The sequence below is a fragment of the Streptomyces sp. NPDC050422 genome, from assembly GCF_044458665.1.
GTDB lineage: Bacteria > Actinomycetota > Actinomycetes > Streptomycetales > Streptomycetaceae > Streptomyces.
The window spans coordinates 260,568-279,120 of the sequence record NZ_JBITIE010000010.1; the positions used below are offsets into that span (position 1 = coordinate 260,568).

Here is an 18,553-nt window from a genome sequence, read left to right on the forward strand (position 1 = left end):
CGGTTCAGATCAGATATCCCGTTCCCCCGTACGGGGGAACGAAGGCGGGGCCGATCGGTCACTCGGCACCGTAAGGATTCGGATCGCGGTGTGCGCACAGCACGCGGCCCGGGTGCGCTTCTTCCCACTCGAATGGGCGCATCCGGGCCGCGTGGGCCGTATGAAATGACCGCTGGAGGGCCGCCCGGGGACGGTCAAGCGGCGGTCAAGCCGGTGCCGGCCGCTGGGCCGTCCCGGCTCATGCTCAGAGCTTCGTCCAGGCCTCCGTCAGGACGGACCGCAGGATGCCCTCGATCTCGTCGAACGTGGACTGGTCGGAGATCAGCGGCGGGGCGAGCTGGACGACCGGGTCGCCGCGGTCGTCGGCCCGGCAGTACAGGCCGTTGTCGTACAGCGCCTTGGAGAGGAAGCCGTACAGGACGCGCTCGGTCTCCTCGTCGGTGAACGTCTCCTTGGTGACCTTGTCCTTCACCAGCTCGATGCCGTAGAAGAAGCCGTTGCCGCGGACGTCGCCGACGATCGGCAGGTCGTGGAGCTTCTGGAGCGTGGTGAAGAAGGCGTTCTCGTTGTCGAGGACGTGCTGGTTGAGGCCCTCGCGCTCGAAGATGTCGAGGTTGGCGAGGCCGACGGCCGCGGACACCGGGTGGCCGCCGAAGGTGTAGCCGTGCAGGAAGGTGTTGTCGCCCTCGTAGAACGGCTCGGCGAGCTTGTCCGAGATGATGCAGGCACCGATCGGCGAGTAGCCCGAGGTCATGCCCTTGGCGCAGGTGATCATGTCCGGGACGTAGCCGAACTTGTCGCAGGCGAACATCGTGCCGAGCCGGCCGAAGGCGCAGATGACCTCGTCCGAGACCAGCAGCACATCGTACTTGTCGCAGATCTCGCGGACGCGCTGGAAGTAGCCGGGCGGGGGCGGGAAACAGCCGCCCGCGTTCTGTACGGGCTCAAGGAAGACGGCGGCGACGGTGTCCGCGCCCTCGAAGAGGATCTCCTGCTCGATCTGGTCGGCGGCCCAGCGGCCGAAGGCCTCCGGGTCGTCGCCGAAGAGCGGGGCGCGGTAGATGTTGGTGTTCGGCACCTTGTGCGCGCCGGGGACCAGCGGCTCGAAGGGCGCCTTGAGAGCGGGCAGACCGGTGATGGACAGGGCCCCCTGCGGGGTGCCGTGATAGGCGACCGCGCGCGAGATGACCTTGTACTTGGTCGGCTTGCCCTTGAGCTTGAAGTACTGCTTGGCCAGCTTCCAGGCGGTCTCGACGGCCTCGCCGCCACCGGTGGTGAAGAAGACCTTGTTCAGGTCGCCCGGAGCGTAGTCCGCGAGGCGCTCGGCCAGCTCGACGGCCTTCGGGTGGGCGTAGGACCACACCGGGAAGAAGGCCAGCTCCTGGGCCTGCTTGTACGCGGCCTCGGCGAGCTCGTGACGGCCGTGACCGGCGTTCACCACGAACAGGCCGGACAGCCCGTCGAGGTAGCGCTTGCCCTTGTCGTCGTAGATGTAGGTGCCCTCGCCACGCACGATGGTGGGAACGGGCGCGTTCTCGTAGTCCGACATGCGGGTGAAGTGCATCCACAGGTGGTCGTACGCGGTCCGGCTGAGGTCCTTGCTCACGGCTATCGGGTTCCCCACATATAGGTCTGCTTCTTGAGCTTGAGGTAGACGAAGCTCTCGGTGGAGCGCACGCCGGGAATGGCCCGGATGCGTTTGTTGATCGTCTCCAGCAGGTGGTCGTCGTCCTCGCAGACGACCTCCACCATCAGGTCGAAGGAGCCCGCGGTCATCACCACGTACTCGCATTCGGTCATGGCCGACAGGGCCTCCGCGACGGGGTCGAGGTCACCCTCGACGTTGATCCCGACCATCGCCTGCCGCCGGAACCCCACGGTGAGCGGGTCGGTGACGGCGACGATCTGCATCACGCCCTGGTCGAGCAGCTTCTGGACGCGCTGGCGCACGGCCGCCTCGGAGAGGCCCACGGCCTTGCCGATCGCGGCGTACGGGCGACGCCCGTCCTCCTGGAGCTGCTCGATGATTGCGAGGGACACGGCATCGACCGCTGGGGACGATCCGTTCCCGTTCCTGGAGTCTGCGCTGCGACTGGCCACGGAGCCACTCTGCACCGGGACTCGTCTGTCTCGCAACCCTCAATCGATGAAATTCGTTGTGAAGAGGCTTGGATCTCACTGAATCCGAAGTTCGCGGCGGTTGGGTATGTCGAAACCGTTACCCATGCGACTAGGCTGGGCGTCTCACCCATTGGACGTGTCGACAGGAGGGGTGGTTGTGACCACCGAGGTGCGCCGTCTGCGCAACTACATCAATGGAGAGTTCCGGGACGCCGCCGACGGGCGGACCATCGATGTGGTCAACCCGGTGACGGAGGAGGTCTACGCGACCTCCCCGCTGTCCGGTGAGGCCGACGTCGATGCCGCGATGGGCGCAGCCGCCGCTGCCTTCCCCGCCTGGCGCGATGCCACGCCCGCCGAGCGCCAGCGTGCCCTGCTGAAGGTCGCGGACGCCTTCGAGGAGCGCGCCGAGGACCTCATCGCGGCCGAGTCCGAGAACACCGGCAAGCCGATCGGGCTGACCCGCACCGAAGAGATCCCGCCGATGGTGGACCAGATCCGCTTCTTCGCGGGCGCCGCCCGGCTGCTGGAGGGCCGCTCGGCCGGCGAGTACATGGAGGGTCTGACCTCCATCGTCCGCCGCGAGCCGGTCGGTGTCTGCGCGCAGGTCGCGCCGTGGAACTACCCGATGATGATGGCCGTCTGGAAGTTCGCCCCGGCGCTCGCCGCGGGCAACACCGTCGTCATCAAGCCGTCGGACACGACCCCGGCGTCCACCGTGCTGATCGCCGAGATCATCGGGCAGATCCTGCCGAAGGGCGTCTTCAACGTCATCTGCGGCGACCGCGACACCGGTCGCGCGATGGTCGAGCACCGGACGCCGGCCATGGCCTCCATCACCGGTTCGGTCCGGGCCGGCATGCAGGTCGCCGAGTCCGCCGCCAAGGACGTCAAGCGGGTCCACCTGGAGCTCGGCGGCAAGGCTCCCGTCGTCGTCTTCGAGGACACCGACCTCGCCAAGGCCGTGGAGGACATCTCGGTCGCGGGCTACTTCAACGCCGGACAGGACTGTACGGCCGCGACCCGCGTGCTCGTCCACGAGTCGATCCACGACGAGTTCGTCACCGCGCTGGCCAAGGCCGCCGCCGACACGAAGACCGGGCAGCCGGACGACGAGGACGTGCTCTACGGCCCGCTCAACAACGCCAACCAGCTCGCCCAGGTCAGCGGCTTCATCGAGCGGCTCCCCGCCCACGCCAAGGTCGAGGCCGGTGGCCACCGGGTGGGCGAAAAGGGCTACTTCTACGCCCCGACCGTAGTCTCCGGGCTCAAGCAGGACGACGAGATCATCCAGAACGAGGTCTTCGGCCCGGTCATCACCGTCCAGTCGTTCACGGACGAGGCCCAGGCCCTGGAGTGGGCGAACGGCGTCGAGTACGCGCTCGCCTCCTCCGTCTGGACCAAGGATCACGCCCGCGCCATGCGGATGTCCAAGAACCTCGACTTCGGCTGTGTGTGGATCAACACCCACATCCCGCTCGTCGCGGAGATGCCCCACGGCGGGTTCAAGAAGTCCGGCTACGGCAAGGACCTCTCCGCCTACGGCTTCGAGGACTACACCCGTATCAAGCACGTCATGACCTCCCTCGACGGCTGACCGTCGCGGCACTTCGGTACGGATACGGCCCCGGGCGCACTGTGCGAGTGCCCGGGGCCGTATCCGTACCCCCGGCCCTCGACAGGGTGTGCGCGGGGGGCGGGCACCGCTGGACGGTTGGTCCATTGCCCGCGACACCGGCCGACCGGCATCCTGCGCAGGTGCGAGCGATCCCGAACCACCCCATGTCCCGCCGGTCCCTGCTCCGTGCCTTCGGGGCGGGAGCGGCCGGCGTCACGCTGGCCGGCTGCGGAGTCCCCGCCGCCTACGTGGAGCCGGGCGACCGTGCCGGACGCGACTACTCCACCGGCGATCACGCCCTGCACTTCGCCAACTGGCCCCTCTACATCGACACGGACGACGAGGACGAGTCGAAGAGGCCCACCCTCGACGCGTTCAGCAAGAGGACCGGGATCTCCGTCACGTACACCGAGGAGATCAACGACAACGACGAGTTCTTCGGCAAGATCAGCCCGGCCCTGATGAACCACCAGCAGACCGGCCGCGACCTGATCGTCATGAGTGACTGGATGGCCGCGCGCTTCGTCCGGCTCGGCTGGGTCCAGGAGATGGACCGGGCGAAGCAGCCCAACGTGACGAAGTATCTCGACCCGCAGCTGCGCTCGCCCGCCTTCGACAGGGGCCGGACGCACAGCGTGCCCTGGCAGTCCGGCATCACCGGCATCGCGTACAACCGTAAGAGGCTCGGCCGGGAGATCAAGCACACGAGCGACCTGTGGGCGCACGACCTGCGCGGCAAGGTCACCCTGCTGTCCGGGCTCGACGAGTCCTTCGCCCTGCTGATGCAGGGCAACGGCGTCGACGTCACCCGCTGGAAGCGCGACGACTTCTACGACATCTGCGACCAGGTGGAGAAGCTCGTGAAGAGCAAGCACATCCGCCGCTTCACCGGGAACGACTACATCAAGGACCTCTCCACCGGAGACGTGCTCGCCTGCCAGGCCTACTCCGGCGACGTCATCCAGCTCCAGGCGGACAACCCCGACATCGAGTTCGTGGTGCCCGAGGAGGGGGCCGAGCTCTGGGCGGAATCGCTCATGATCCCCAACCTCGCCCGCCACAAGCGCAATGCGGAGAAGCTCGTCGACCACTACTACGAGCCCGAGGTCGCCGCTGAGCTCGCCACCTGGGTCAACTACGTCTGCCCCGTCCCCGCCGCCAGGGACGTCCTGGCCTCCTCCAAGGACGAGGAGACCGCCGCTCTGGCCGAGGACCCGCTGATCTTCCCCGACGACCGTATGCGCAAGCGGCTGGCGATCGCCCGCGACATCACCTCGGACGAGCGCACCGAGTTCGCCAAGAAGTGGAACTCCATCGTCGGCCTCTGACGGCGCGCCCCCGGCCGGGCTGCGGCCGAGTCCGATGCGCGATGCCGATGCCGATGCCGGTCGGGAGGGCCGCCCGGCGGTCCGAGTCACCCGGACGACGGGGCGCCGAAGGCGGCCACCACGATGTCCAGTGCCGTGGAATTCATGTCCTGGCCCTTCGCGTCCGTCGAGTTGACGCCGTAGACGAGGGTCCGGGAGAGATCACGGGTGGCCGCTATGGCCGTGTTGTACCCCCAGCGGCCACCCGTCTTGCCCCAGACCTCGCGTCCGCCCAGCATCATCACGGAGAGACCCGCACTGAACGCGGCCGGCCTGCCCGTGCCGTATTCGCGCACCGAGGCGTCGGGGAGCGTGAACATCGCCTGGAGCAGCGGTCCGCGCACCACCTGCCCGCCGAACAGCGCCCGGGTGAACCGCTCCAGGTCGGTGGTGTTGGAGATCAGGTCGCCCGCGGCCCAGGCGTCGCTCACCCCCCACACCGTCACGTCGCGCAGCTCGCCATCCGTGCCGAAGACCTGGTAGCCGTGGTTGTGCCGCCCGCGTATCGACGGGTCGGTGCCGGGGAAGTAGGTGTTCTTCAGGTGCAGGGGCTTCAGGACACGGCGGGAGACCTGAGAGGCGTACGTGTCACCGGTGACCCGCTCGATCAGCAGGCCGGCCACGGTGTATCCGATGTTGGCGTAGTGCTGCTGGGTGCCGGGGGCGAAGTCCGGCCGGTGCGCGGTGGCTTCGCGCACGACGTCCGCCGGGTCGATCAGGTCGAAGCGGTGCGCGTACGCCCCCTCCAGCGTGTCGGTGCCGGCCGGGCCCACGGACGGGATGCCGCTCGTGTGGTTCAGCAACTGGCGCACCGTGACCTTCGCGTACGCCGCCGGGATCAGGTCCGGCAGATAGTGCCGGGCCGGCCGGTCCAGGCTGATCCTTCCCTCGCCGGCCAACTGGAGCACCACGGCCGCCGTGAAGACCTTGGTGACCGAACCGGCCGGGAAGCGCCCGGCCGGGTCCGCCGGCGATCCGGACGCCAGGTCGTGGACGCCGGTGCTGCCCCGCCAGACGCCCGCGGTGCCCGAGACGCGCACCAGCGCGGCCGTGGCGTCGTCGGTCGGGAGCCCGCTGATCGCGGCGCGCAGCGCCTCGGCTTCGGATGCCCCGACGGTCGGTGACTGCTGTGCGGCCGCGCCCGCCGGTGGGGTGGCCGCTGCCAGGGCCGGTGCGGCGGGGCCCGCGGCGATGCCGAGGAGCAGGGCGGCTGCGATGACGGTGCGGGACGTGCGGGCGTTCATGTCCGGTGCCTCCTGGGCGTGGAATCGGGTGGAGTCCTCAACTGCTGATGGAATCCATCCTGTTGGTGCACGCGCCCGGGCGGATCACCCGTCCGAGGGTTTCCTCGGGGGAGGCCTCCTCCCCTGCGCGGGGGAGGGGACGGCCGGCCCTCCCTCCGGGGAGGGCGTGACGACACCGCACTCGTACGCGCAGATCACCGCCTGGATCCGGTCGCGCAGGCCCAGCTTGGACAGCACATTGCCGACGTGCGTCTTCACCGTGTGCTCGCTGACGACCAGCGCGGCCGCGATCTCCGCGTTCGACAGCCCGCGCGCCAGAAACAGGAGCGTCTCGTGCTCCCGCGCGGTCAGCACGTCCAGGCGCGCCGACGGTTCCACGGCCGCGGCGGGCGGCCGCGAGGTGTACTCGGCGATCAGCCGACGGGCCACCGAGGGCGCCAGCAGCGAGTCCCCGGCCGCCACCACCCGTACCGCGTGCACCAGGTCGTCCCGGCGGACGTCCTTGAGCAGGAATCCGCTCGCGCCCGCGTGCAGCGCCTCGTAGACGTACTCGTCCGAGTCGAACGTGGTCAGCATGACCGTCCGGCAGTCGCTCCCGGCCGTGATGGCGCGGCACGCCTCGATGCCGTCCGTGCCAGGCATCCGGATGTCGAGCAGTGCCACCTCGGGAGCCAGCCGCCGCACGGCTTCGTACGCCGCGGCGTCGTCGCCGGCCTCGGCCACCACCTCGATGTCCGGCTGCGCGTCCAGGATCATCGCGAAGCCGCTGCGCACCAGTTCCTGGTCGTCGGCCACCACCACGCGGATCGTCACTGCTGCCCCACTCCTGTCCGTCGTCCCGCTCCCGGTGCCGTCTCGGGCCGCGGGTGCGGGATCGTCACGTCGACCCGGAAGCCCCGGCCACCCGGACCGGGGCCGGTGCGGGCCGTGCCACCGTGGGCGGCGGCACGTTCCCGGATGCCGGTGAGCCCCAGCCCCGACCCGCCCCCGGGACCGCGTCCGTCATCGGTGACCGTGAGGGTCAACACGTCGGGCCCGTGCTCCAGCCGCACCCGAACGGAGGTCGCTTCCGCATGTCTGACCACGTTCGTCAGGGCTTCCTGAACAATCCGGTAAACGGTGGCCTCGACCGCCAGACCGGGCGGCCGGGCATGGCCCGTGACCTCGTACGAGACCGCCGGACCGCCCGCACGTACCCGCTCCACCAGGCCGGGCAGTCCGTCCAGCGCGGGCTGCGGCTCGCGCGGCGCGTCCGGTGCGCCCTCGTCGTCACGCAGCACGCCGAGCATCCGGCGCAGCTGAACCATCGCGTCCCGGCCCGTCTCCGAGATCGCGTCGAAGGCCGCCTCGGCACGCTCCGGTGCCACCCGCACCGCCACCGGCCCGGCCTCCGCCTGCACGATCATCAGGCTCACAGCATGGGACAGGATGTCGTGCATCTCCCGGGCGATCCGGGCCCGTTCCCGGGCCGCCGCCTGCTCGGCCTCGATGCGGTGCGTCAGCTCCAGCTGACGCGCCCGGTCCTCCACGGCCCGCAGATAGGCCTTGCGCGTCACGGCGAGCCGGCCGAAGGCGTAGGCCGCGGCGAACACGAAGAGGGAGAAGAGCAGCTCCCGCAGGGCGTTGCCGTCGAGACCGACCGAAGCCAGCACCGCCAGTGCGGTGAGCGCCGCGATCGCGGTCCGCTTCGGCGGGGAGGAGAGTTCGGCCACCGTGTAGAAGGCCACGAGGCCGGTGTACGGCAGCGGCTGGCCCGGACCGTCGATGGCGAACTTGTACAGACCGCCGGCCGCGAGCACGGCCAGCAGGACCGCGACCGGCGCCCGGCGGCGGACCGCCAACGGCACCACCATCAGGGTCGTCAGTCCGTACGCCGTCCACGTCGCCTCCGGCAGGTCCGGGGCGCGCGGAACGACGAACGGCATGGTCATGGCCGCCAGGACCAGCAGTGCGATGAGCAGGTCGACGGTGCGTGGCCCGGCCCCGAGCGCTTTCGCCGTGAGGCCGCGCAGACGCATCAGGGCTTCCGTGCCACAGCGCCGAACTGAGCGACCTCGGCCCCGGCCGGGCCGGGACCGGGGCGCCAGCGCGCGCACGAGACGATGCCCGGATCGATGATGTCCAGCCCGTCGAGGAACGTGGCGAACTCGAAGCGGCCGCGGGCGGTGATCGGGGGAGTGGCGTTCTCGTTCCAGAACCGCATCGCGGCCTCGTTGCCTTCGCCGCCCAGCTCCAGCGTGGGGTGGGTGAGGACCAGATAACTGCCGGAGGGCACCGAGTCCATCAGCTGCCGGACGATCCGCAGTGCCTCGTCCGTGTCCAGGACGAAGTTCAGGATGCCCAGCAGCATGACCGCGACCGGACGCTCCAGGTCGAGCGTGGGCTGCGCCGCCCGCAGGATCCGGTCCGGATGACGGGCGTCCGCGTCGATGTACTCGGTCGCACCCTCCGGCGAACTGGTCAGCAGCGAGCGGGCGTGGGCGAGGACGATCGGGTCGTTGTCGACGTAGACGACGCGGGCGTCCGGCGCGGTGTGCTGGGCCACCTCATGGGTGTTGTCCGCCGTCGGCAGGCCGGTGCCTATGTCCAGGAACTGGCCGATGCCCGCGTCACCGGCCAGATACCGGACCGCCCGCCCGAGGAACGCCCGGTCCGCCCGCGCCACTTCGCCGATGCTCGGATACATGCCGGTGACCCGGTCGCCGACCGCCCGGTCCACCGGGAAGTGGTCCTTGCCACCGAGCCAGTAGTTCCAGACCCGGGCGTTGTGGGCGACGTCGGAACGGACGCGGGCGGGAAGCGAATTGCTGCGGGGGGCGGTCACTGCGGACTCCTTGGCGCCGGCCTGGCATCGGGACGATGAGGTCCCGTACATGATGCCGGACCGGTCAAGAACCGCGGACGGCCGTGGTGTTGAGGATCACCTTGTGCAGGACGTCGATCCGGTTGGTGGTGATGGAGTCCACGCCCTGCCCGATCAGCCGGCGCATCGTCCGTCCGGTGTCCGCCGTCCACGCCGACACCAGCAGCCCGTCCCGGTGATTGCGGTCCGTCAGCTCCCGGCTCACCAGACCGAACCGGTAGTTCAGCCAGCGCGGCCGAACCGCCTCCAGCAGCCCGGCCCGGGGCGGCGCGAGCGTCGTCCAGGTCATCGCGATCTCGGCGGACGGGTCGGCCGCCCGCACCCGCAGCATCGCCTCGGGCCCCGCGCAGTAGTAGGCGCGCTCACCGGCCCCGCACTCCCGGACCACGCCGACGGTCTTTCGTACGGAGTCGTCGGTGGAGCCGGGCAGATCGACCATGACACGGTGCGCCCCGGCGGCGAGCAGGGCCTCGCGCAGGGTCGGCACCGCGCCCGCGGTCAGCTCGGTCAGCTCCTGATGGGTGAGCCGGTCAAGCCGCAGGTCATGACCCCACAGCCGCTCCAGTGTGGCGTCGTGCAGCAGGACCGGCACGCCGTCGCGGGTGACCCGGACGTCGATCTCCACCGCGTCCGCCCCCCGTTCGAGGGCGGAGCGGATCGAGGGGAGCGTGTTCTCACGGGCACGGTAGGGATCGCCGCGGTGCGCGACGGCGGTGACAGGGGCGACGCGGGCGACGGGGGTGACAGGGGTGGCCATGGGGACATTGTCACCACCGAGGGCTCACCGACCGGTGTGCTCCAGCCAGTCCGTTGTGTACGTGTCGATCTCGGCGGACAGCGTGCGCTTGCCGGCCGTGTCGAGGAACGACGCCTCGACGGCGTTCTTCGCGAGCGCGGCGAGGCCCCGCTCGTCGAGGCCCAGGAGGCGGGCCGCCACCCCGTACTCGCTGTTGAGGTCGGTGCCGAACATGGGCGGGTCGTCGCTGTTGATGGTGACCAGGACACCGGCCTCCACCATCTCCCTGACCGGGTGCTGCTCGATGTCCGCGACCGCGCGGGTCGCGATGTTGGAGGTGGGGCACACCTCCAGCGGGATGCGGTGCTCGGCGAGATGGGCCAGCAGCTTCGGGTCGCGCACCGAACTGGTGCCGTGGCCGATGCGCTCGGCGCGCAGCGAGGTCAGCGCGTCCCAGATCGTCTGCGGTCCCGTGGTCTCCCCGGCGTGCGGCACGGAGTGCAGGCCCTCGGCGATCGCCCGGTCGAAGTAGGGCTTGAACTGCGGGCGGTCCACGCCGATCTCCGGGCCGCCGAGACCGAAGGAGACGAGGCCCTCCGGCCGCAGGTCCACGGCGAGGCGGGTGGTCTCCTCCGCGGCCTCCAGACCGGCCTCGCCCGGAATGTCGAAGCACCAGCGAAGCACGGTCCCGAGCTCGGACTCGGCGGCCTTGCGGGCGTCCTCGATGGCTTCCATGAAGGCATGCTCGGGGATGCCGCGGCGGGTGGAGGAGAAGGGGGTGACGGTCAGCTCCGCGTAGCGGATGTTCTGCCGCGCCATGTCGCGGGCGACCTCGAACGTCAGCAGCCGGACGTCCTCCGGGGTGCGGATCAGGTCCACGACCGAGAGGTACACCTCGATGAAGTGGCCGAAGTCGGTGAAGGAGAAGTAGTCGGCCAGCGCCTCTGGGTCGGTGGGGACCTTGGAGTCGGGGTGGTGCGCGGCCAGTTCGGCGACGATGCGGGGCGAGGCCGAGCCGACATGGTGGACATGGAGCTCGGCCTTGGGCAGCCCCGCGATGAAGGGGTGCAGATCGGTCATCGGATCCTCCGGGGGCGGGGGTGATGCGGGCCCCGTACGTCGGGGGCCCGGGCAGGGGACGGGAGTCATCGTAGGACGGGGGCGGCCCGTAGCATGACGGGCATCACGATGGGGGAGGCCCATGTCAGACAGCTCAGAACGGCCCGCTGACGGGTCCGCGCCGCGCGATCCGTGGGCTCCGCCGGACAACAAGGTGCCGCTGGAGAAGAACACCGGGGACACCCGACCGGCACCGGACGACGCCACCGGGGATCCCGCCCCGCCGCCCGTACACGACCAGCAGACGGTCATCTCGATGCCGAACGCTGAATCGGGCCCGATACCCACGGCCGGTTTCGGCCCGCCCGGCCAGGGACAGCCGGCCGGGCCCTGGCAGGGCCCGGGGTCGGTACCGCCCCCGCCGGTCGGACCGAACGGTCCCGGCCAGGCGACCCCGCCGCCCGGGGGGCAGTACGGCTACCCGGCCCCGCCGCAGTCGCAGTACGGCTACCCGGCCCCGCCGGGCCCGCAGCCCGGCGGGTACCCGAGTGCCCCCGGTGCCCCGGGGTACCCCGGGTATCCGGGCTATGCCCAGAACACCTGGGGCGGACCCGGGCCCGCGAACGGGATGGGCGTCGCCTCCCTGGTGCTCGGCATCATCTCGGTGGTCACGTTCTGCATGTGCGGCCTGGGCATCGTCCTCGGCCTCCTCGCGCTGATATTCGGCCTGATAGGGCGGGGCCGGGCCACTCGGGGCGAGGCAGACAACGGCGGTGTGGCCCTGGCCGGGATCATCACCGGTGCCGTCGGCCTCGTCATCAGTGCGGTGTTCCTGGGAATGGTTCTCGCCAGCGACGACTTCCGTTCCGGCTACGAGGACAGCTCGCTCCAGCCGTCGGTCTCCGTGGTCGTCGACGCGACGCACCCGTGGTGATCCCGCGGGGCGGTGGGAGGACATCCCGCCGCCCCGCGGGCCGTTTCATCTGCCGGACGCCTCGTCCCGCAGCGCGGCTCGCGCCTCCATCAGCGCGAAGCCCAGCAGATTGAGGCCCCGCCACGTCGCCGGATCCTCCGCACGCGGATCGTCCGCCGCGAGCCCGATCCCCCAGATCCGGTCCATCGGGCTCGCCTCCACCAGTACGCGGTCGCCCGTGCCCAGCAGGAATCCGCCCAGATCGGGGTTCTGGCCGAACTTGTGGACGCTGCCCGCGACCACCAACCCGTACCGCTCGCGCTCCCAGACGGTCCCGTCGAACGCGCGGACCAGGCGGCCCACCTTCTTCGCTTCGGCCGGGCTCTTCGCCGCCACCGCCCGCTCCGCGGCCTCCGCGTCGCCGAACAGTCTCGCCTTGCCGGCCATCATCCAGTGCTCGGCCGACGCATACCTCACCCCGTCGACCGTGAACGGCGACGGCCACCACTGACTGAGGCAGCTCGCACCGATCCGGCCGTCCGGCCGCGGCCGGTGGCCCCAGAACAGCAGGTACTTCACCCTGTCGCCCCCGCCGGCCCGCGACACGAGAGCGTCGACATCCCGGACATCCCCGATGTGTTCCATGACACGCGAGTCTGGCATCCGCCACTGACACTCCGTACGGGGAAGTCGGCATCGACGCGACACATGGTCGACAGATTCCGTCGCGTAACCAAAAGGCAACAACGGAATCACTTGTTGGGCTCGGTCCCCTCTGTCAGGATCGGCACTCAACTCGAGCAGAAGCTACGCCGCCCCCGGTCTGCGGGGCAGCGGCGGAGGAGAGCGTGATGGGCAACATCTTCCAAGTACAGGACCGCTTCGCGGACGGCGCGCAGTACATCGGCGGAAGACTGCGGCCCGGCACATCGGGACGAAGGCACGAGGTGGTGAATCCGGCCACCGGCGAGACCGTCTACACCTATGAGCTGGCCGGCACCGCCGATGTGGACGCGGCCGTCGCCGCAGCGCGCGAGGCGTTCCCCGGCTGGTCCGGAGCCACCCCGGCCGAGCGGTCCGAGGCCATGCACCGGTTCGCCGCCGTCCTCGCCGAGCAGGCGGACGACTTCGCGTACGCGGAGTCCCTCCAGTGCGGCAAGCCGGTCAAGCTCTCCACCGAGTTCGATGTCCCGGGCACGGTCGACAACACCTCCTTCTTCGCCGGCGCCGCCCGCCACCTGGAGGGAAAGTCCGCCGCCGAGTACGACGGCGACCACACCTCGTACGTACGGCGTGAGGCGATCGGGGTCATCGGCTCCATCGCCCCCTGGAACTACCCGCTCCAGATGGCTGCGTGGAAGGTCCTCCCGGCCATCGCCGCCGGCAACACCATCGTGCTGAAGCCCGCCGAGATCACCCCGCTGACCTCGCTGATGTTCGCGCAGGCGGCCACGGAGGCCGGCATCCCGGACGGCGTGATCAACATCGTCACCGGCGCCGGCAAGGACGCGGGCGAACACCTCGTCGGCCACCCCGACGTCGTGATGACCTCGTTCACCGGCTCCACCGCGGTCGGCAAGCGCGTCGCGGAGATCGCCACCTCCACCGTCAAGCGCCTCCACCTCGAACTCGGCGGCAAGGCCCCCTTCGTGGTCTTCGACGACGCCGACCTGGAGGCCGCGGTCAACGGAGCCGTCGCCGGATCCCTCATCAACACCGGCCAGGACTGCACGGCGGCCACCCGCGCCTACGTCCAGCGCCCGCTCTACGACGCCTTCGTCGAGGGCGTCGCCGCGCTGATGGAGACCGTCCGGGTCGGCGACCCGTTCGACCCGAAGACCGACCTCGGTCCGCTGATCAGCCACGCCCAGCGCGACCGGGTCGCCGGCTTCGTCGAGCGCGCCCGCGCCTACGCCACCGTCGTCACGGGCGGCGAGGCTCCCGGTGGCGCACTGGCGGACGGCGCCTACTACCGGCCGACCCTGGTCGCGGGCGCGGCACAGGACAGCGAGATCGTCCAGTCCGAGATCTTCGGCCCGGTCCTGGTCGTGCTCCCCTTCGACACCGACGACGAGGGCATCGCCCTGGCCAACGACACCCCCTACGGACTCGCCGCCTCCGCCTGGAGCCGCGATCTGTACCGCGCGAACCGCGCCACCCGCGAGATCAAGGCGGGCTGCGTGTGGATCAACGACCACATTCCGATCATCAGTGAGATGCCGCACGGCGGATACAAGGCCAGCGGCTTCGGCAAGGACATGTCGTCGTACTCCTTCGAGGAGTACACGCAGGTCAAGCACGTGATGTACGACAACACCGCGGTCGCCCGGAAGGACTGGCACCGCACGATCTTCGGGGACCGATAGCCCGGCCGTCCGGCCGCACACCCACCCGAAAGGGCAACGCGTATGGAGAGTTACGAGCCCGAGCGTCTCTCGGCGGCCCAGCTGGCCGCCATGCGCCGGAGTCTGACCAGTGGCAGGGGAGCCCTCACCCGCCGATCGCTGCTGCGTGCCTCGGGCATGGGCGCGCTCGCCATCGGCGGCCTGGGGACGCTGAGCGCGTGCGGCATCCCGGCCGCCAAGCGGGAGGGCGACGCCGCGGCGGCCTCCGACGACCACTCGGCCAAGGAGAAGCAGGTCAACTTCTCCAACTGGACCGAGTACATGGACGTCACCGACGACGGCAAGCACCGGCCCACTCTGGAGCAGTTCACCGAGCGGACCGGAATCAAGGTCAAGTACACCGAGGACATCAACGACAACGTCGAGTTCTTCGGCAAGATCAAGCCGCAGCTCGCGGCCGGCCAGGACACCGGCCGCGACATCATCTGCGTCACCGACTGGCTGGCCGCCCGTATCGTCCGCCTCGGCTGGGCGCAGAAACTCGACCCCTCGAACCTGCCGCACGCCTACGCCAACCTCTCGGCCCAGTTCCGCTCCCCGGACTGGGACCCCGGCCGCGCCTACTCCTACCCGTGGGCCGGCATCCCCACCGTCATCGCCTACAACTCCAAGGCAACCGGCGGCCGCCGGATCGACTCCGTCAGCCAGCTGCTCGACGACCCGAAACTCAAGGGCCGGGTCAGCTTCCTCTCGGAGATGCGCGACTCCATCGGCATGACCCTGCTCGACATGGGCAAGGACCCCGGCTCCTTCAGCGACGCCGACTACGACGCCGCGATCGGCCGGCTCCAGAAGGGCGTCGACCGGAACCAGATCCGCCGCTTCACCGGCAACGACTACACCGCGGATCTGGACAAGGGCGACATCGCCGCCTGCGTCGCCTGGGCCGGCGACATCATCCAGCTCCAGGCCGGCAACCCGGACATCAAGTACGCGATCCCCGCCGCGGGCTACGTCATATCCAGCGACAACATGCTGGTCCCGGTGAAGGCGCGGCACAAGACGAACGCCGAGAAGCTCATGGACCACTACTACCGGCCGCCGGTGGCTGCCGAGCTCGCCGCATACATCAACTTCGTCTGCCCCGTCGACGGCGTACGCGCGGAACTCGCCAAGATCGACCGGTCGATGGCGGACAACCCGCTGATCCTCCCGGACAAGAAGATGGCGTCCGCCTCGCATGCCTTCCGCTCCCTCACCGCCGAGGAAGAGACGGCGTACGAGGAGAAGTTCGCCAAGCTCATCGGCGCCTGACCGCCTCGCCCCATCGGCGCCTGACCGCCCCGCCCTCCCTCCCTCTCCTGATCTCCCTCTGACACCACTGGGACTGCGATCCATGACACAGCAGCAGACAGGCGGCGACGTCCGCCTCACCGGGATCAGCAAGACGTACGGCTCCTTCGCCGCCGTCCGGCCGCTCGATCTGACCGTCCCGCAGGGCTCCTTCTTCGCGCTGCTCGGCGCGTCCGGCTGTGGCAAGACCACCACTCTGCGGATGATCGCGGGGCTGGAGGAGGCCACCACCGGCACCGTCTCGCTCGGCGGCCGGGACATCACCGGACTCCCCCCGTACAAGCGGCCCGTCAACACGGTCTTCCAGAGCTACGCGCTCTTCCCGCACCTCGACATCACGGAGAACGTCGCCTTCGGACTGCGCCGGCGCGGCATCAAGTCGGTCAAGAAGCAGGTCGACGACATGCTGGAGCTCGTCCAGCTCGGCGACTTCGCGAAGCGCAAGCCCCACCAGCTCTCCGGTGGCCAGCAACAGCGCGTCGCCGTAGCCCGCGCCCTGATCAACCACCCGCAGGTGCTGCTCCTCGACGAACCGCTCGGCGCCCTCGACCTCAAGCTGCGCCGCCAGATGCAGCTCGAACTCAAGCGCATCCAGACCGAGGTCGGTATCACGTTCATCCACGTCACCCACGACCAGGAGGAGGCCATGACCATGGCCGACACCGTCGCGGTGATGAACGCGGGCCGGGTGGAGCAGCTCGGCGACCCCGCCGACCTCTACGAGAATCCGCGGACGACGTTCGTCGCCAACTTCCTCGGCACCTCGAACCTCATCGAGGGCGAAGTCCTCTCCACCGGCACGGACATCGTCGTATCGGCCGGCGGCGGCAAGCTCCGGCTGCCCGCCGGCCGGTGTCCGGCGCCGACCGTGAGCGGCGGCAGGCTGCTGCTCGGCATCCGCCCCGAGAAGATCTCGCTCACGCACCGCGACGACGCCGACGCGATACCGGAGGGCCGCAACCGGGTCACCGGCCGGATCGTCGACTCCAGCTTCATCGGGGTCTCCACGCAGTACGTGGTGGAGAGCCCGGCCGGCAAGGCCCTGCAGGTCTACGAGCAGAACATCGAGCGCGACACCCGGCTCACCGCCGGAGCCGAGATCGTCCTGCACTGGAACCCGGCGCACACCTTCGGCCTGGACGCCGCCCAGGACATCGACGCCGGTGTGGAGACGGTGGAGGACGCGGCGTGAGCCTCACCAAGGAGGCACCACCGGCCCCCGCCACCGAGCCGGTCCTGCGGGAGCCCTCCACCCGCAAGCGCCTCGTCCCGTACTGGCTGCTGCTCCCCGGCATCCTGTGGCTCGTCGTCTTCTTCGCGCTGCCGCTGGTCTACCAGGCCTCGACCTCCGTACAGACGGGATCCCTGGAGAAGGGGTTCGAGGTCACCTGGCACTTCCAGACGTACTGGGACGCGCTGACCGACTACTACCCGCAGTTCATCCGGTCCCTGCTGTACGCGGGCACCGCGACGATCCTGTGCCTGCTCCTCGGCTACCCGCTCGCCTACCTCATCGCGTTCAAGGCGGGCCGCTGGCGCAACCTGGTGCTGGTGCTGGTCATCGCACCGTTCTTCACCAGCTTCCTGATCCGTACGCTCGCCTGGAAGACGATCCTCGCGGACGGCGGCGCGGTCGTCGACGTACTGAACACACTGCACGTCCTGGACGTCACCAGCTGGCTCGGCTGGACCGAGAGCAACCGCGTCCTGGCCACCCCGATGGCGGTCGTCTGCGGTCTCACGTACAACTTCCTGCCGTTCATGATCCTCCCGCTCTACACCTCGCTGGAGCGGATCGACGGGCGGCTGCACGAGGCGGCCGGGGACCTGTACGCGACCCCCGCCACCACCTTCCGCAAGGTGACGTTCCCGCTGTCGATGCCGGGTGTCGTCTCCGGGACGCTGCTGACCTTCATTCCGGCCAGTGGTGACTACGTCAACGCGGAACTGCTGGGCTCCACCGACACCAAGATGGTCGGCAGCGTCATCCAGACCCAGTTCCTGCGCGTCCTCGACTATCCGACCGCGGCCGCGCTCTCCTTCATCCTCATGGCGGTCGTCCTGATCGCGGTCACCTTGTACATCCGCCGCTCCGGGACGGAGGACCTGGTCTGATGCCCGTACTGCGCTGGCTGCGACGCCATCTGATCGTCATCGCGGGTCTGCTGACCCTCGCCTACATGATCCTTCCGAACATCGTCGTGATGGTGTTCTCCTTCAACAAGCCCAACGGGCGCTTCAACTACTCCTGGCAGCGCTTCTCGCTGGACGCCTGGAAGGACCCCTGCGGCGTCGCCGACATGTGCGGCTCGCTCTCCCTCTCCCTCCAGATCGCCGTCTGGGCCACGGTCGGCGCGACCGTGCTGGGGACGATGATCGCCTTCGCCCTGGTCCGCTACCGGTTCCGGGCACGCGGTGCGATCAACTCGCTGATCTTCCTGCCGATGGCGATGCCCGAGGTCGTCATGGCCGCGTCGCTGCTCACGCTGTTCCTCAACATGGGCGCGCAGCTCGGCTTCTGGACGATCCTCATCGCGCACATCATGTTCTGCCTCAGCTTCGTCGTGACGGCCGTCAAGGCGCGCGTCATGTCGATGGACCCGAAGCTGGAGGAGGCCGCCCGCGATCTCTACGCGGGGCCCGTCCAGACGTTCGTACGGGTGACGCTGCCGATCGCCGCCCCCGGAATCGCCGCGGGAGCGCTGCTCGCCTTCGCGCTCTCCTTCGACGATTTCATCATCACCAATTTCAACGCGGGTTCCACCGTCACCTTCCCCATGTTCGTCTGGGGCTCGGCGCAGCGTGGCACACCCGTCCAGATCAACGTCATCGGTACGGCGATGTTCATCATTGCGGTACTGGTGGTTCTCGTCGGCCAGCTGATCGCGAACCGGCGGAAGAACGCACGACCCTGAAAGTCCCGAAGGAGTTGGA

The 18,553-nt window shown here is 69.6% G+C and carries 17 protein-coding genes; 8 read left to right on the forward strand and 9 right to left on the reverse strand.

Features of this window, described 5'->3' with window-relative positions; all coding sequences use genetic code 11:
- Positions 1 to 244: 244 nt before the first annotated feature.
- Positions 245 to 1,624, reverse strand: coding sequence for an aspartate aminotransferase family protein (locus ACIBJG_RS18035; protein ID WP_399308482.1), 1,380 nt, complete (start codon positions 1,622 to 1,624; stop codon positions 245 to 247).
- A complete protein-coding gene (locus ACIBJG_RS18040; RefSeq protein ID WP_399308483.1) occupies positions 1,609 to 2,100 on the reverse strand; it encodes an Lrp/AsnC family transcriptional regulator in 492 nt (163 codons plus the stop codon). The genes ACIBJG_RS18035 and ACIBJG_RS18040 overlap by 16 nt, the downstream gene beginning before the upstream one ends.
- Positions 2,101 to 2,278: 178 nt before the next feature.
- Between ACIBJG_RS18040 and ACIBJG_RS18045 the strand changes: the two genes are divergently transcribed.
- Positions 2,279 to 3,718: a gamma-aminobutyraldehyde dehydrogenase gene (locus ACIBJG_RS18045; RefSeq protein ID WP_399308484.1), complete on the forward strand. Its 1,440-nt coding sequence runs from the start codon at positions 2,279 to 2,281 to the stop codon at positions 3,716 to 3,718.
- A 185-nt stretch (positions 3,719 to 3,903) separates the two neighbouring features.
- Positions 3,904 to 5,067, forward strand: coding sequence for a PotD/PotF family extracellular solute-binding protein (locus ACIBJG_RS18050; RefSeq protein ID WP_399308560.1), 1,164 nt, complete (start codon positions 3,904 to 3,906; stop codon positions 5,065 to 5,067).
- 86 nt (positions 5,068 to 5,153) lie between these two features.
- Here the strand turns inward: ACIBJG_RS18050 and ACIBJG_RS18055 are convergent, their stop codons facing one another.
- The 6 genes from ACIBJG_RS18055 to ACIBJG_RS18080 form a co-directional block, all read right to left on the reverse strand.
- Positions 5,154 to 6,350 carry a serine hydrolase domain-containing protein gene (locus ACIBJG_RS18055; RefSeq protein WP_399308485.1) on the reverse strand — a complete coding sequence of 399 codons (1,197 nt, stop codon included), beginning with the start codon at positions 6,348 to 6,350 and terminating at the stop codon, positions 5,154 to 5,156.
- Between the two features lie 84 nt (positions 6,351 to 6,434).
- Complete coding sequence (locus tag ACIBJG_RS18060; protein ID WP_399308486.1) at positions 6,435 to 7,163, reverse strand: response regulator; 729 nt, start codon at positions 7,161 to 7,163, stop codon at positions 6,435 to 6,437.
- Positions 7,160 to 8,368 carry a sensor histidine kinase gene (locus tag ACIBJG_RS18065; protein ID WP_399308487.1) on the reverse strand — a complete coding sequence of 403 codons (1,209 nt, stop codon included), beginning with the start codon at positions 8,366 to 8,368 and terminating at the stop codon, positions 7,160 to 7,162. The genes ACIBJG_RS18060 and ACIBJG_RS18065 overlap by 4 nt, the downstream gene beginning before the upstream one ends.
- Positions 8,368 to 9,174, reverse strand: a complete 807-nt coding sequence (locus ACIBJG_RS18070) for an SAM-dependent methyltransferase (RefSeq protein ID WP_399308488.1) — start codon at positions 9,172 to 9,174, stop codon at positions 8,368 to 8,370. The genes ACIBJG_RS18065 and ACIBJG_RS18070 overlap by 1 nt, the downstream gene beginning before the upstream one ends.
- Positions 9,175 to 9,238: 64 nt before the next feature.
- On the reverse strand, positions 9,239 to 9,970 hold the full coding sequence (locus ACIBJG_RS18075) for a glycerophosphodiester phosphodiesterase (RefSeq protein ID WP_399308489.1): 732 nt from the start codon (positions 9,968 to 9,970) through the stop codon (positions 9,239 to 9,241).
- Between the two features lie 24 nt (positions 9,971 to 9,994).
- Positions 9,995 to 11,029 (reverse strand): adenosine deaminase, encoded by a 1,035-nt coding sequence (locus tag ACIBJG_RS18080; RefSeq protein WP_399308490.1) that lies wholly within the window; start codon positions 11,027 to 11,029, stop codon positions 9,995 to 9,997.
- Between the two features lie 121 nt (positions 11,030 to 11,150).
- Between ACIBJG_RS18080 and ACIBJG_RS18085 the strand changes: the two genes are divergently transcribed.
- Positions 11,151 to 11,942 carry a DUF4190 domain-containing protein gene (locus ACIBJG_RS18085; protein ID WP_399308491.1) on the forward strand — a complete coding sequence of 264 codons (792 nt, stop codon included), beginning with the start codon at positions 11,151 to 11,153 and terminating at the stop codon, positions 11,940 to 11,942.
- 45 nt (positions 11,943 to 11,987) lie between these two features.
- On the opposite strand, the gene ACIBJG_RS18090 is transcribed toward ACIBJG_RS18085, so the two are convergent.
- Entirely contained in the window at positions 11,988 to 12,566 is a 579-nt protein-coding gene (locus ACIBJG_RS18090; RefSeq protein WP_399308492.1) for an NADAR family protein, read from the reverse strand.
- Positions 12,567 to 12,772: 206 nt separating this feature from the next.
- Here ACIBJG_RS18090 and ACIBJG_RS18095 point away from each other — a divergent pair, with 206 nt between their 5' ends.
- From ACIBJG_RS18095 to ACIBJG_RS18115, 5 genes are all read left to right on the forward strand, one after another.
- Complete coding sequence (locus tag ACIBJG_RS18095) at positions 12,773 to 14,287, forward strand: gamma-aminobutyraldehyde dehydrogenase (protein WP_399308493.1); 1,515 nt, start codon at positions 12,773 to 12,775, stop codon at positions 14,285 to 14,287.
- A gap of 42 nt (positions 14,288 to 14,329) precedes the next feature.
- Positions 14,330 to 15,580 carry a spermidine/putrescine ABC transporter substrate-binding protein gene (locus ACIBJG_RS18100; protein WP_399308494.1) on the forward strand — a complete coding sequence of 417 codons (1,251 nt, stop codon included), beginning with the start codon at positions 14,330 to 14,332 and terminating at the stop codon, positions 15,578 to 15,580.
- 82 nt (positions 15,581 to 15,662) lie between these two features.
- Positions 15,663 to 16,811, forward strand: a complete 1,149-nt coding sequence (locus tag ACIBJG_RS18105) for an ABC transporter ATP-binding protein (protein ID WP_399308495.1) — start codon at positions 15,663 to 15,665, stop codon at positions 16,809 to 16,811.
- On the forward strand, positions 16,808 to 17,734 hold the full coding sequence (locus ACIBJG_RS18110; protein WP_399308496.1) for an ABC transporter permease: 927 nt from the start codon (positions 16,808 to 16,810) through the stop codon (positions 17,732 to 17,734). Before ACIBJG_RS18105 ends, ACIBJG_RS18110 begins: the two co-directional genes overlap by 4 nt.
- Positions 17,734 to 18,534 carry an ABC transporter permease gene (locus ACIBJG_RS18115; protein WP_399308497.1) on the forward strand — a complete coding sequence of 267 codons (801 nt, stop codon included), beginning with the start codon at positions 17,734 to 17,736 and terminating at the stop codon, positions 18,532 to 18,534. Before ACIBJG_RS18110 ends, ACIBJG_RS18115 begins: the two co-directional genes overlap by 1 nt.
- The last annotated feature ends 19 nt before the right edge of the window (positions 18,535 to 18,553 follow it).